We start from the raw sequence: 13,604 nt of genomic DNA, 5'->3' as shown, positions 1-13,604 counted from the left end.
GCGGGAAAACTCAAGAAGCCAGTGGCGATACTTGCCAAAGCCCGTTCTGCTGAATCAATTGCCGGTCGCAGTCCGCTTCACGGGCGGCGGCCAAAGGTTGTCCAGGCAATGCCTGAACGACACGCTGACCCTCACTGCGCAACTGGCAAACCTGCTGCCAGAGTGCCGCATCCGTACTGTCAGGCATCCAGATACCGCCAGACGGTAACTCGATATCAGCACGCCCCAGGGTCACCAGGGTTTTCAAATCGGTAGAAAAACCGGTTGCCGGACGGGCGCGACCGAAATCGGCGCCGATGTCGTCGTAACGACCGCCCTGGGCAATGGACTGGCCAACACCCGGCACAAACACCGCAAACACCACACCCGTGTGGTAGTGGTAGCCGCGCAGCTCGCCCAGGTCGAAGTAGAGCGGTAATTGCGGGAAACGCATGGACAGACGCTCGGCAATTGCCAGCAAATCGTCCAGCGCCGCCAAAACCGGCGCCGGCGCATTCGCCAGACGCTCGCGGGCAGCGCTCAATACTTCACGGCCGCCACACAGGTCGACCAGCGCCCGCAGCATGCCCGACAGATCGGCAGGCAAGCCTTCGGTCAAGGTAATGACCTCGTCGATGGCCTTGCGTTGCAGCGCATCGAACAACTGTTGCTCGACTTCACCGGACAAACCGGCGGCGCGGGCCAGGCCACGATAGATACCGACATGCCCGAGGTCCATGTGCACATCCGGCACGTCGGCCAGTTGCAGCATCGCCAGCATCAGGCTGATCACTTCCACGTCGCTGCTCGGGCTGCCATCGCCATACAACTCGGCACCCAGCTGAATCGGGCTGCGCGAAGACGACAATGCGCGCGGCTGAGCATGCAGCACACTACCGGCATAGCACAGACGGCTCGGGCCTTCGCGGCGCAGGGTGTGCGCATCGATGCGCGCCACTTGCGGCGTGATGTCGGCACGGAAGCCCATCTGCCGGCCCGATTGCGGGTCGATGACCTTGAAGGTACGCAGATCGAGGTCCGAGCCCGCGCCGGTCAGCAGGGATTCGAGGTACTCGATATGGGGAGTCACGACAAACTCGTAACCCCAGCTCTGGAACAGATCCAACACCTGGCGCCGCGCTACTTCGATGCGCGCCGCTTCTGGTGGCAGTACTTCTTCGATGCCATCTGGCAGCAGCCAGCGGTCTACCGTTGCCATTACGCCATTCCCCTATGGTCCGGGCGGCCAGCCGTTGGGCGAGCCTTGAGTGAAGCAGAAAATGATCGGCTCATGTGCAAACCACGCGCATGAGCAACGGGGCGAAAAGCCTGGAATCGGCTTCGCCAACCACTTTCCTCGAAAAACCTGTCGAGTCATTCAACTCGGGCGACTGCACACGTTCAGCAATCAAACGTGCAGACGCAAAAAAGCCGGGAATTTCCCGGCTGCCGCATCATACACTCGTTTTCCCAAAGGATCACCCCGCCCGAGGCTGTAGCCGCCAGGCGGGGGGATGATTCAGGTCAACGAGGTATCAAGGCTTGGCTTTTTCCAGGTAACGGAAGAAGTCGCTGCTTGGGTCCAGGACCATGACGTCGGATTTGTTCGCGAAGCTTTCACGGTAGGCGCGCAGACTACGGTAGAAACCGTAGAACTCCTGATCCTGGCCGTAGGCCTTGGAGTAGATTGCCGCCGCCTGGGCATCACCGTCACCGCGAACCTCTTCAGATTCACGATAGGCTTCAGCCAGCAGCACGCGGCGTTGACGATCGGCATCGGCACGAATGCCTTCTGCCAGCTCGTTACCCTTGGCGCGGTGTTCGCGAGCTTCACGCTCACGCTCGGAGCTCATGCGCTCGAACACACTGCGGTTCACTTCTTTCGGCAGATCGATGGCCTTGACCCGAACATCGACCACTTCGATGCCCAGCTCTTTTTCCGCCATCGTGTTCAGCGAAGCGGTGATATCGCTCATCAGCGCATCGCGCTCACCGGACACCACTTCGTGCAGCGTGCGCTTACCGAACTGGTCACGCAGGCCCGATTCCAGACGACGGGAAAGACGCTCGTCGGCAATCTGCTTGAGGCCGGAAGTCGCGGTGTAGAAGCGCTCGGCATCTTTCACGCGCCACTTGGCGTAGGCGTCGACCATGACGGCTTTCTTTTCCAGCGTCAGGAAGCGTTGTGTCGGTGCATCCAGCGTCATCAGGCGTGCGTCGAATTTACGCACCTTGTTCACGTAGGGCACTTTCACATGCAAGCCTGGCTGAACGTCGGCCTGGACCACACGTCCGAACTGCAGCAACACCGCACGCTCGGTTTGAGACACGATGTAGAAGCAGTTCCAGGCGGCGATCGCCACGACGACCACGACAATTAGGGCGATCAGCGATTTATTGCTCATCAGCGACTCTCCCTGGTACGTGTCTGCTGTTGCTGCAGATCGGCTGCGGCACGTGCATTCGCTTCATTGCTGGTGGCTGCGGCGCCGGTCACCGGAGTGCTGATGTTGCGACCACTTTCGACCATTTTGTCCAACGGCAAATAGAGGAGATTGCTCTGGCCATTCTTGTTGCCGGTTACAAGAACCTTGCTGGTGTTGCTGAAGACTTCCTGCATGGTGTCCAGATACAGACGCTCGCGGGTGACTTCAGGTGCCTTGCGATATTCGCTCACCAGCTTGGTGAAGCGATCGGCCTCACCCTTGGCGCGCGAAACGGTTTCGTCGCGGTAACCATTGGCATCTTCAAGGATGCGCTGGGCCTGACCACGGGCTTCCGGCACGACACCGTTGGCGTAGGTTTCCGCCTGGTTACGCGAACGCTGCTCGTCTTCACGGGCACGAATCACGTCATCAAAGGCTTCCTGCACTTCACGCGGTGCCGCTGCGTTCTGTACGTTGACCTGAGTGACGGTGATACCGGTGCGATAGGTATCCATGAAGCGTTGCAGACGCTCCTTGATTTCGCTGGCCATCAATTCACGACCTTCGGTCAGCACCTGGTCCATCGCGGTGGAACCCACCACATGGCGCAATGCACTTTCGGTCGCGTGCTGCAGGCTGATTTCCGGCTGGTCGACGCTCAACACGAAGTCCTGCAGGTTGCTGATCTTGTACTGCACGGTCAGCGGCACTTCGACGATGTTTTCGTCTTCAGTCAGCATTTGACCCTGCTTGGTATAGGCCCGCTCACGCGTGACGTTTTCCAGGTACTTTTGATCGATCGGCGGGAAATAGATGTTCAGGCCCGGGCCGACGGTCTCGTAGTACTTGCCGAAGCGCAGCACCACAGCTTGCTCCTGCTCGTCGACTACGTAGACCGCGCTGTACAGCCACACGGCCGCCAACACGACCAGGCCGATGCCGAGAATGCCGCCGAAGCCGCTACTCCTGCCCGGACCACCGCCGTCATCACCGCGTTTCTTACCACCACCGAACAACCCGTTCAGGCTTTCCTGCAGCTTTCGGAAGGCCTCGTCGAGATCCGGTGGTCCCTTGCGGTCGCCGTTATTGCGGCGCTTGCCACCCCAAGGATCCTGATTATTCGAGTTGCCACCCGGCTCATTCCAAGCCATAGCGCTCTCCATCTGATAAAGCAAAGACGCACCCACGGCGCGCGACCAATGCTACAGAATGCCTGTGACCGCGGCACAACCGCTTTTTCAGGCTTTTATTGCAAAGTGTGTTGCTCGATGAAATCCATCGGCTGCAATCCTTCGCGGCTCACCAGTCGATTCAACTCGATTCGTGGCAAACGAACGGCCAGCAGGCAGATGCCTTCTTCGTCGTGTTCTTCTTTCTGTACCGCACCGACTTCGAAAAACTGCGCACGCAGTCGAGCAAAACGTTGCGGCAAGCGCAAGGTGCCAACAAACAAATCGTCGCCGAGCAGTTCGGCCACAGCCTGCTTGAGCAAATCCAGACCTGTACCGTCCTTGGCCGACAACCAGACCCGCTGCGGCTTGCCATCGGCATCGCGCTGGATCTGCGGCTCCACACCTTCGAGCAAATCGAGTTTGTTGTATACCTCGAGGATCGGCAAGTCTTGTGCACCGATCTCCCCGAGCACCACCATGACCTGCTCAATCTGGGCCATGCGCTCGGGTTCATGGGCGTCGATCACGTGCAGCAGCAGGTCGGAGTTGCTCGACTCTTCGAGCGTAGCCCGAAATGCCTCGACCAGTTTGTGCGGCAGATGACGAATGAAGCCCACGGTATCGGCCAGCACGATCGGCCCGAGGTCGTCGAGTTCGAGTCGGCGCAGGGTCGGGTCGAGGGTGGCGAAGAGCTGGTCGGCGGCGAAGACATCGGAATCGGTCACCGAGTTGAACAGCGTCGATTTGCCGGCGTTGGTATAACCCACCAGTGAAACCGTCGGAATGTCAGCACGTTTGCGCCCGCGACGGGATTGCTCGCGCTGGCTGCGAACCTTTTCCAGCCGCCCCTTGATCTGACGCAGGCGTACCCGCAACAGGCGCCGGTCGGTTTCCAGCTGGGTTTCACCCGGGCCGCGCAGACCGATACCACCCTTTTGCCGCTCAAGGTGAGTCCAGCCACGAACCAGCCGCGTACTCATGTGCTCAAGCTGGGCCAGTTCGACCTGGAGCTTGCCTTCATGGGTGCGGGCGCGCTGGGCGAAAATATCCAGAATCAGACCCGTGCGGTCGATCACGCGACACTCGAAAACACGTTCGAGGTTACGTTCCTGACTGGGCGTGAGGATGTGATTGAAAATCACCAGATCTACCTGCTCGGCGTTGACCAGGTCGCGCAATTCCTCGACCTTGCCGCTGCCAATCAGGTATTTGGCGGTTGGCCGATGACGCGGCACGTTGAAAAACGCGACGGTCTCGGCGCCAGCCGACATTGCCAATTCCTGAAACTCCTGCGGATCTTCGCGCGCCTCAGGGTCCTGACCATCCAAGTGAACGAGAATAGCCCGTTCACCACCACCGTGGCGCTCAAAGAACAAAGGAGACTCCTATCAGGCGTTACCCGGAGCAGGCTCAGCGTCGCCCTGTTCACTTTCGGCGGCACTAGGCAGACGAATCGGACGAACCGGCACCACTGTAGAGATAGCGTGTTTGTAAACCATCTGGCTGACGGTGTTTTTCAGCAGGATAACGAACTGGTCGAAAGACTCGATCGTGCCTTGCAGCTTGATCCCGTTGACCAGGTAGATGGAGACCCCCACTTTCTCTTTACGTAAAGTATTCAAGTAAGGGTCTTGTAGCGAATGCCCTTTTGACATGTGCCGCACTCCTTTAAGGATTCAATATAAAAAAATAGGTAAACAAATGGCTTGTGGCCGTCACACCCCCAAGGATAGACGGCAATTGCAAGGACTCAGCTCAATATGGAGATGGTCCCCAGGTATTTCAAGGCGCGCGGCAGATTGTCGCAATCCAGGCTGTCCAGCCAGTGTAATTCAGCCCAACTGCGCAACCAGGTGAACTGGCGCTTCGCCAGCTGGCGCGTGGCAATGATTCCACGCTCCTGCATCTCGGCTTGCGTCAGCTTGCCATCCAGGTAGTCCCAGACTTGTCGGTAGCCAACTGCACGTATAGACGGCAACCCGGCATGCAGGTCACTTCGCTTACGCAGGGCTACGACCTCGTCAATGAATCCCTGTTCCAACATTAAAGTAAATCTTTGTTTAATTCGCTCATGCAGTACCTGGCGATTTGCCGGAGCAATCGCCAAGTTCGCGACAGTATAGGGCAATTGTTGCTGTCCCGAAGCGGCTGCTTCAGTACTTTGCGCAGATTGTCGCAAGCGCAGTTCAGTCATGCTTTGACCGCTGACACGATAAACCTCCAGTGCTCGACTGAGTCGCTGGGGATCGTTCGGATGAATGCGCGCAGCAGATTGTGGATCAATCACTGCCAATTGATCGTGCAGGGCTTGCCAGCCAAGGCGTGCAGCTTCTTCTTCAATCTGTGCGCGGACGTCGGGATCGGCGGCTGGCATGTCCGCCAGGCCTTCGACCAACGCTTTGTAGTAGAGCATTGTGCCGCCTACCAGCAGTGGAATTTTTCCGCGTGCAGTTATGTCGGCCATGGCGTCGAGGGCATCACGTCGGAAATCCGCGGCCGAATAGCTCTCTGCCGGGTCGAGAATATCGATCAGGCGATGGGGAAATTCGGCCAGAATCTCTTTGGAAGGCTTGGCGGTGCCGATGTCCATGCCACGGTAGACCAGCGCCGAATCAACGCTGATCAACTCGCAGGGCAAGACTTTGGTGAGTTCGATGGCCAGGTCGGTCTTGCCGGCGGCGGTCGGCCCCATCAGGAAAATTGCAGGAGGGAGCTGGCTCATCAGCGACCGCGCAAGAACAGTTTGTCCAGATCGTCCAGTCCCAATTGGGTCCAGGTCGGTCGGCCATGGTTGCATTGACCGCTGCGCTCGGTGTTTTCCATGTCGCGCAGCAGACCGTTCATTTCCGGCAGGACCAGACGCCGATTCGCTCGAATCGCGCCGTGGCAGGCCATGGTCCCGAGCAGCTCGTTCAGGTGCGCCTGGATCCGGTCGCTGGTGCCGTACTCCATCAGGTCCGCCAATACGTCGCTGACCAGTCGATTGGCTTCAGCCTGCTTGAGCAAGGCCGGAATCTGCCGGATGGCCAGGGATTCCGGGCCCAGACGCTGCAACTCGAAGCCCAGGCGCTGAAACCAGGCGACATGCTCTTCGGCGCAATCGGCTTCACGCTGGCTGACCGCCAGGGACTCGGGCACCAACAGCGGCTGGCCACTGAGGCCTTCGCTGGCCATGGCGATTTTCAGGCGTTCATACATGATCCGCTCATGGGCGGCATGCATGTCCACCAACACCAGCCCCTGGGCGTTCTCTGACAGAATATAGATGCCCTTGAGCTGCGCCAACGCGTAACCCAGTGGCGGAATATCGTCCTGCCCGGCCGGTAGCGCGACCGCGTTGGCCTCGGGCAACGGCGCGAAGAACTCGCGGTAGGCCGCCTGGGCTTCAGCGGCGGGAACGCCGGACTGCGGCCGTGGCGTGTATTGATAACCGGCGCCGGCACCCGAGCCTGCCGCTGCATTGAAGGCCGGCTGAGCCTGGGGCTGCTCCAGCAACGCATTGGCCGCCAGACGCATTTCACCCTGGGGACCGAACTCGCCGGCATCGATCCCGGTCGGTCGAACGATGGCTGTCGCCACAGGCGCCGCCAGTTGATCTTCCGGACGCACATCGCCCAGGGCGCGGTGCAAGGTGCCGTAGAGAAAGTCGTGGACCATGCGCCCGTCACGGAAGCGCACTTCGTGCTTGGTCGGGTGCACGTTGACGTCGACGCCCGCCGGATCGACTTCGAAAAACAGCACGAAGGTCGGGTGACGGCCATTGAACAGCACATCGCGATACGCCTGACGGACCGCATGGGCCACCAGTTTGTCGCGCACCGCACGGCCATTCACAAAGAAATACTGCAAGTCCGCCTGGCTGCGATTGAACGTTGGCAAGCCGACCCAGCCCCACAGATGCAGGCCATTGCGCTCGATTTCTATCGGCAGCGCCTGCTCCAGGAAACCCGAGCCACAGATGGCCGCTACACGCCGGGCACGGGCCGCATCATCGTGGGCCTCATGCAGGCTGAGGATGGTCTTGCCGTTATGGCGCAGATGGAAGGCCACGTCGAAACGCGCCAATGCCAGGCGCTTGATCACTTCTTGCAGGTGATCGAACTCGGTTTTTTCAGTCTTGAGAAACTTGCGGCGTGCCGGGGTATTGAAGAACAGGTCGCGCACTTCGACCGAGGTACCGACCGGATGAGCGGCCGGCTGTACCCGCGGCGCCATGTCCCGGCCTTCGGTTTCGACTTGCCAGGCCTGATCGGCCTCTTTGGTACGGGACGTCAGCGTCAGCCGTGCCACGGAACTGATCGACGCCAGGGCCTCGCCACGAAACCCGAGACTCATGACCTGCTCGAGGTCTTCCAGGTTGCGGATCTTGCTGGTGGCGTGACGGGCCAGGGCCAGCGGCAGGTCATCGGCAGAAATGCCGCTGCCATCGTCGCGCACCCGGAGTAATTTGACACCCCCTTGCTCGACATCGACATCGATGCGCCGGGCACCGGAGTCGAGACTGTTTTCCAGCAACTCCTTGATCACCGAAGCCGGGCGCTCGACCACCTCGCCGGCGGCAATCTGGTTCGCCAGCCGGGGGCTGAGCAGCTCGATCCGAGCGGTGTTGGCCAGCACCTGGTTCATTCCTTGGCCGCCAGTTCAGCGCCGGGGATGGTCAGGGTCTGACCGATTTTCAGCTCATCGCTTTTCAGGTTGTTGGCGCTGCGCAGCGTGGCGGGAGACACCTGATAACGAACGGCGATCATCGCCAGTGTCTCGCCCGGATTCACCCGGTGGTCACGCGGGCCCTGGGCGATCTTGCCGGAGTCACGCAGCCAGGCGATGTAGGTGCCTGGCGGTGGATTCTGCTGGAAGAACTGGCGCACGCCGCTGCTGATCGAACGCGCCAACGCCTGCTGGTGGTTCGCGGCGGCAAGCTTGGAGGCTTCGTTGGCGTTGGAGATAAACCCGGTTTCCACCAGGATCGACGGGATGTCCGGCGACTTCAGCACCATGAACCCGGCCTGTTCCACCCGTTGTTTGTGCAGTGGGGTGACCCGGCCGATGTTGCTCAGGACCTTCTGGCCGACGTTCAGGCTGGAGGTCAGGGAGGCGGTCATCGACAGGTCGAGCAGTACGCCCGCCAACATGCGGTCCTTGTCGTCGAGGCTGACGTTGCCGGCACCGCCGATCAGGTCGGAACGGTTTTCACTGTCGGCCAGCCAGCGCGCTGTCTCGGAGGTGGCGCCGCGATCGGACAGGGCGAACACCGATGCACCGAAGGCCGCCGCCGAAGGTGCGGCATCGGCGTGGATCGAGACGAACAGGTCGGCGCCCTTCTTGCGGGCGATCTCGGTGCGGCCGCGCAAGGGAATGAAGTAGTCGCCGGTGCGGGTCAGTTCGGCACGGAAGCCTTTCATGCCGTTGACCTGGCGCTGCAGTTCCCGAGCGATGGCCAACACCACGTCTTTCTCGCGCTGACCGCGAGACCCTGAAGCGCCCGGGTCTTCGCCACCGTGACCGGCATCGATGACCACGACGATGTCACGCTTGCCGGCCGGGGCTGGCGGCAATTTGACCGGCGGATCGATCGGGGTGACCGGCACCGGAGCCACTGTCGCGACGTTGGTTGGCGCCGGAATCGGCGCGGCGTCGGCAGGGTTATCGAACAGATCGACCACCAGTCGGTTACCGTACTGGGCGTTTGGCGCCAGGGTAAAGCTTTTCGGCGTGACGGCTTTTTTCAGGTCGATGACCACCCGCAGGTCGGTCGGCGTGCGTTGGGCCGAGCGCATTGCGGTGATCGGGGTGTTCGAGCTATTGACGTTCAATGGCGCCCCAAGACTCGCACCATTGATGTCGATCACCAGGCGGTCCGGCGCGGTCAGGGTAAAGACACTGTGCTGGACAGGCCCCGTCAGGTCGAACACCAATCGTGTGTTATCGGGAGCCCGCCACAGGCGAACGCTGTTGACCTTCGTCTCGGCCACAGCGTCGACGGTCACCGCCAAAAACAACAACCCTACGGCAGCTACCATCGCGCGAAAGCGCATACCTGACCCCATCATTTAATTGGATTCCAATGCCAAAGCGGCACACCACGACTCGCCACGCGAGCCCTGGGACAAAATTTTCAGCGAACGCCCGCTGTCTTGCGGGCTAATGGTAATGGTCAGGTCGGGCTTTGGCAAAAAGCCTGCACCCTTGCGGGGCCATTCGATCAGGCACAGCGCATCGTCGTCGAAGTAATCACGGATGCCGAGGTACTCCAGCTCTTCCGGATCGACCAACCGATACAGGTCGAAATGAAAGGCCCGGATGTCGCCGATCTCGTAAGGTTCGACCAGGGTGAAGGTCGGACTTTTTACCGCGCCCACATGCCCCAAGCCCCGGATGATGCCTCGGGACAGCGTGGTTTTCCCCGCACCGAGGTCGCCTTCAAGAAAGATCAGGCCATGGCCCTTGGTGGTGCGGGCGATACGCGCGCCAAAGTCGGTCATGGCCTGTTCATCGGCCAGGTACAGGGTTACTTCAGACACGGTGCTTGCTCCTCCAACAACTGACGAATGGCTGGAATCAGATCACTGGCCGCCAGCCCACGGCCCGATTTACCTTGTTGCGCACCGGCATTGGCGTGCAGCCAGACCGCGAGGCAAGCGGCGTCAAAGGCGTTCATGCCTTGGGCCAGCAAGGCGCCCAACAATCCAGCCAGCACATCGCCCAATCCGGCGGTAGCCATCGCCGGATGCCCCTGAGCGCATACCGCCAGACGCCCATCGGGACTGGCGATCAGGCTGCCGGCGCCTTTGAGGACCACAACCGCTGAATATTTTTTGCTCAATGCATGAGCGGCGGCAGGACGATCGGCCTGGACTTCGGCAGTCGACAGGCCCAGTAACCGCGCCGCTTCGCCCGGATGGGGCGTGATCACACAATCCCTGGGCAAGCTCGCCTGTTCTTCGGCCAATAGATTCAAGGCATCGGCGTCCCAGACTTGCGCAAGCGGTGCGTTGGCGGCCGCCGACAACAGACTGCGCCCCCAGGAGGCCTGTCCCAGGCCTGGACCGACCACCAGAACGGAGACTTTTTCAAGCAATCCCATCAGTTGATTGGCCGACGAAGTGCCCAACACCATGGCTTCGGGAATTCTCGCCAGTGCGGCGGGCACGTGTTCACTGCGCGTCGATACCGACACCATGCCCGCGCCACTGCGCAGCGCAGCTTGCGCACTCAGCAGGATCGCGCCGCCAAAACCTCGATCGCCGCCGATCAACAGCACGTGACCGAACTTGCCTTTGTGGGCAGTGGGCGCGCGGCTGGCCAGACGCGGCAAATTGCCAGCCGTCAGGCGACGCGCACTGATGTCGACGCCATTAAATGACTCAGGAGAGGCTTGCAGATCATTGAACACCAACTCGCCGACCACATCCGCCGCGTCGCCAGTGAACAGCCCCAGCTTCAAGCCGATGAAGGTCACGGTCAGGTCCGCCCGGACACTCGCGCCGAGCATGCGTCCAGTATCGGCGCCAAGACCCGACGGGAGATCCACTGCCGCCACTGGCAAACCACTGGCATTGATCGCAGCGATAACGCTGGCATAGGGTTCTCGCACTTCTCCCGTCAACCCGGTGCCGAGCAAGGCGTCGACCACGACACCGCGCAACTCGGACTGCGCGCTCCAGGCTTGGACGGCAATGCCTTCAGCCACGGCCTCGGCGTGGGCCAAGCCTGCATCGCCTTGCAAACGCTGAGGATCACCGACTGCCAGGACGCGCACGTGCCAGCCTGCGCGCCTGGCCAAAACAGCTATTAAATAGCCATCACCGGCGTTGTTGCCATGACCGGTCACCACGCTCAACTCGTTCGCCGTCGGCCAATGACGGACCAGCGCCCGCCAGGTTGCGCGCGCCGCCCGCTGCATCAATTCGAAGCCCGATGTGCCGGCCGCGATCAGGCTCGCATCGAGCGCTCGCACTTGCGCGGCGCTGTACAGCGCGTCGGGTAAATCATCTTTAGTGTGCGGCATGCGTCTTCGGGCTCCGATGTCTGGCAGAATTATACGCACCTCAGCTCCGGTTTCTCTCGTCTCATGCCCGCAATTACCACAGACCTGCCCGCCCTCGCCCAATCCATCAAGGATTGGGGCCGCGAGCTGGGCTTTCAGCAAGTCGGCATCAGCGGCCTGGACCTGGCCGAGCATGAGCAGCACCTGCAGCGCTGGCTCGAAGCCGGCTACCATGGCGAAATGGAGTACATGGGCGCCCACGGCAGCAAACGCTCGCACCCGGAAGAGCTGGTGCCGGGCACGTTAAGGGTCGTCTCCCTGCGCATGGACTACCTTCCCGGCGACACGGAAATGGCCCAACGCCTGGCCCAACCGGAGAAAGCCTACGTTTCGCGCTATGCCTTGGGCCGCGATTATCACAAATTGATCCGTAAACGCGTGCAACAACTGGCAGAAAAAATCCAGGCGGTCATCGGCCCGTTCGGCTACCGCGCGTTCGTCGACAGCGCACCGGTGCTGGAAAAGGCGATCGCCGAAAAAGCCGGCCTGGGCTGGATCGGCAAAAATACCCTGGTGTTGAATCGCAAGGCCGGCAGTTACTTCTTTCTCAGCGAACTGTTTGTCGACCTGCCGCTGCCCGTGGACCCGCCCCACGCTACCGAACACTGCGGACGTTGCACCGCGTGCCTGGACATCTGCCCGACCAATGCCTTCGTCGGTCCTTATGTACTGGACGCTCGACGCTGCATTTCCTATCTGACCATCGAGCTGAAAAGTGCAATTCCGGAAGATTTGCGGCCGTTGATCGGCAATCGGGTGTTCGGTTGCGATGACTGCCAGATCGTCTGCCCGTGGAACCGCTTTGCCCGCCCGTCCGGCGAAAGCGACTTCAAGCCGCGGCACAATCTGGACAATGCCGAACTGGCCGAATTGTTCATGTGGGACGAAGACAAATTCCTCAGCAGCACCGAAGGTTCGCCGCTACGCCGTGCCGGCTACGAACGCTGGCTGCGCAACCTGGCGGTGGGCCTGGGTAATGCGCCGTCGAGCATTCCGGTGCTGGAAGCCTTGAAGGCGCGACGCGAATACCCCTCGGAACTGGTGCGCGAACATGTGGAATGGGCCCTGAAACAACACGGCCTTTTGTAGGAGCGAGCTTGCTCGCGATGGTCGTCAACGATAACGCTGAAAGCCTGATACCCCGCGGCGCTCTCGAGCTCATCGCGAGCAAGCTCGCTCCTACACAGGACCGTGTCAGGCCTCGTCGTTATAGACGAACTTCGGCATTTCCCAATGGAAACGGATCGCCAGCAGACGCAGCAGGAAGCCGCCGAACAGAGTAATCAGGATCGCCTGTTCGCCGGGCAGTTCCAGATAGATGCACAGCATGTAGCACCACGCCGCCGCGAACGAGACGCTGGCGTAGAGTTCACGGCGGAAAATCAGCGGGATGTCGTTACAGAAGATGTCCCGCAGGATGCCGCCGAATACCCCGGTGATCACCCCGCTGACCGAAGCCACCAGCATGCCATGGCCCATTTCCAGCGCGATCATGCAGCCAATCAGGGTAAAGGCCACCAGTCCTATGGCGTCGAGTACCAGAAACAGCGAACGCAGGTGGCGCATCCAGCGTGCGGCGAACACGGTGAACATCGCTGCGATCGAGGTTAACACCAGGTATTCCGGGTGTTTGACCCAGGTCAGCGGGTAATGGCCAAGCAGCACGTCGCGCACCGACCCACCACCCAGGGCAGTCACGCACGCGATCAGCACCACACCAAACCAATCCATGCCGCGACGACCGGCAGACAGGGCACCGGTCATGGCTTCGGCGGTAATGGCGATCAGGTAGAGCATCAGCAACATGGGGGCGGTCCTTGCAGAAAGGCGCGCAGTCTAGCCAGATCGTCCGGGCACCAAAAGGGGGCAATTAGCAAATGTAGGAGCCGGCTTGGTGGCGATGGTGTCTTCAAGGGCCTCTTCGCTGGCAAGCCAGCTCCTACAGGTATGTCGCATCCCTTGTAGGAGCTGGCTTGCCAG

12 protein-coding genes are annotated in these 13,604 nt (G+C 60.7%); 1 reads left to right on the top strand and 11 read right to left on the bottom strand.

What is annotated here, in order from left to right; genetic code table 11:
• Window positions 1-10: 10 nt before the first annotated feature.
• The 10 genes from BZ163_RS32130 to BZ163_RS32085 all read right to left on the bottom strand — a co-directional run bounded on the left by BZ163_RS32130 (window position 11) and on the right by BZ163_RS32085 (window position 11,585).
• Window positions 11-1,198, bottom strand: coding sequence for an ATP phosphoribosyltransferase regulatory subunit (locus BZ163_RS32130; RefSeq protein ID WP_128874297.1), 1,188 nt, complete (start codon window positions 1,196-1,198; stop codon window positions 11-13).
• Between the two features lie 316 nt (window positions 1,199-1,514).
• The gene (gene hflC, locus BZ163_RS32125; RefSeq protein ID WP_128874296.1) at window positions 1,515-2,384 is read right to left on the bottom strand and encodes a protease modulator HflC; all 870 of its coding nucleotides are present in this window, start codon (window positions 2,382-2,384) and stop codon (window positions 1,515-1,517) included.
• The gene (gene hflK / locus BZ163_RS32120; RefSeq protein ID WP_128874295.1) at window positions 2,384-3,556 is read right to left on the bottom strand and encodes an FtsH protease activity modulator HflK; all 1,173 of its coding nucleotides are present in this window, start codon (window positions 3,554-3,556) and stop codon (window positions 2,384-2,386) included. The genes hflC and hflK overlap by 1 nt, the downstream gene beginning before the upstream one ends.
• 95 nt (window positions 3,557-3,651) lie before the next feature.
• A complete protein-coding gene (gene hflX, locus BZ163_RS32115; protein ID WP_128874294.1) occupies window positions 3,652-4,953 on the bottom strand; it encodes a ribosome rescue GTPase HflX in 1,302 nt (433 codons plus the stop codon).
• A 12-nt stretch (window positions 4,954-4,965) separates the two neighbouring features.
• Window positions 4,966-5,232: an RNA chaperone Hfq gene (hfq, locus tag BZ163_RS32110; RefSeq protein ID WP_064675613.1), complete on the bottom strand. Its 267-nt coding sequence runs from the start codon at window positions 5,230-5,232 to the stop codon at window positions 4,966-4,968.
• Between the two features lie 95 nt (window positions 5,233-5,327).
• A complete protein-coding gene (gene miaA / locus BZ163_RS32105) occupies window positions 5,328-6,299 on the bottom strand; it encodes a tRNA (adenosine(37)-N6)-dimethylallyltransferase MiaA (protein WP_128874486.1) in 972 nt (323 codons plus the stop codon).
• Window positions 6,299-8,203 (bottom strand): DNA mismatch repair endonuclease MutL, encoded by a 1,905-nt coding sequence (gene mutL, locus BZ163_RS32100; protein ID WP_128874293.1) that lies wholly within the window; start codon window positions 8,201-8,203, stop codon window positions 6,299-6,301. The genes miaA and mutL overlap by 1 nt, the downstream gene beginning before the upstream one ends.
• The gene (locus BZ163_RS32095) at window positions 8,200-9,627 is read right to left on the bottom strand and encodes an N-acetylmuramoyl-L-alanine amidase (protein WP_128874292.1); all 1,428 of its coding nucleotides are present in this window, start codon (window positions 9,625-9,627) and stop codon (window positions 8,200-8,202) included. Before BZ163_RS32095 ends, mutL begins: the two co-directional genes overlap by 4 nt.
• Window positions 9,628-10,098: a tRNA (adenosine(37)-N6)-threonylcarbamoyltransferase complex ATPase subunit type 1 TsaE gene (tsaE, locus tag BZ163_RS32090; RefSeq protein WP_128874291.1), complete on the bottom strand. Its 471-nt coding sequence runs from the start codon at window positions 10,096-10,098 to the stop codon at window positions 9,628-9,630.
• The gene (locus BZ163_RS32085) at window positions 10,086-11,585 is read right to left on the bottom strand and encodes an NAD(P)H-hydrate dehydratase (RefSeq protein ID WP_128874290.1); all 1,500 of its coding nucleotides are present in this window, start codon (window positions 11,583-11,585) and stop codon (window positions 10,086-10,088) included. Before BZ163_RS32085 ends, tsaE begins: the two co-directional genes overlap by 13 nt.
• Window positions 11,586-11,648: 63 nt before the next feature.
• Between BZ163_RS32085 and queG the strand changes: the two genes are divergently transcribed.
• Entirely contained in the window at window positions 11,649-12,713 is a 1,065-nt protein-coding gene (gene queG / locus BZ163_RS32080) for a tRNA epoxyqueuosine(34) reductase QueG (RefSeq protein ID WP_128874289.1), read from the top strand.
• 105 nt (window positions 12,714-12,818) lie between these two features.
• On the opposite strand, the gene BZ163_RS32070 is transcribed toward queG, so the two are convergent.
• Window positions 12,819-13,430, bottom strand: a complete 612-nt coding sequence (locus tag BZ163_RS32070; RefSeq protein ID WP_128874287.1) for a trimeric intracellular cation channel family protein — start codon at window positions 13,428-13,430, stop codon at window positions 12,819-12,821.
• Window positions 13,431-13,604: the final 174 nt, after the last annotated feature.

The organism is Pseudomonas sp. VI4.1, from assembly GCF_002029345.1.
Classification (GTDB): Bacteria; Pseudomonadota; Gammaproteobacteria; order Pseudomonadales; family Pseudomonadaceae; genus Aquipseudomonas.
This window is presented reverse-complemented; position numbering and strand designations above follow the sequence as displayed.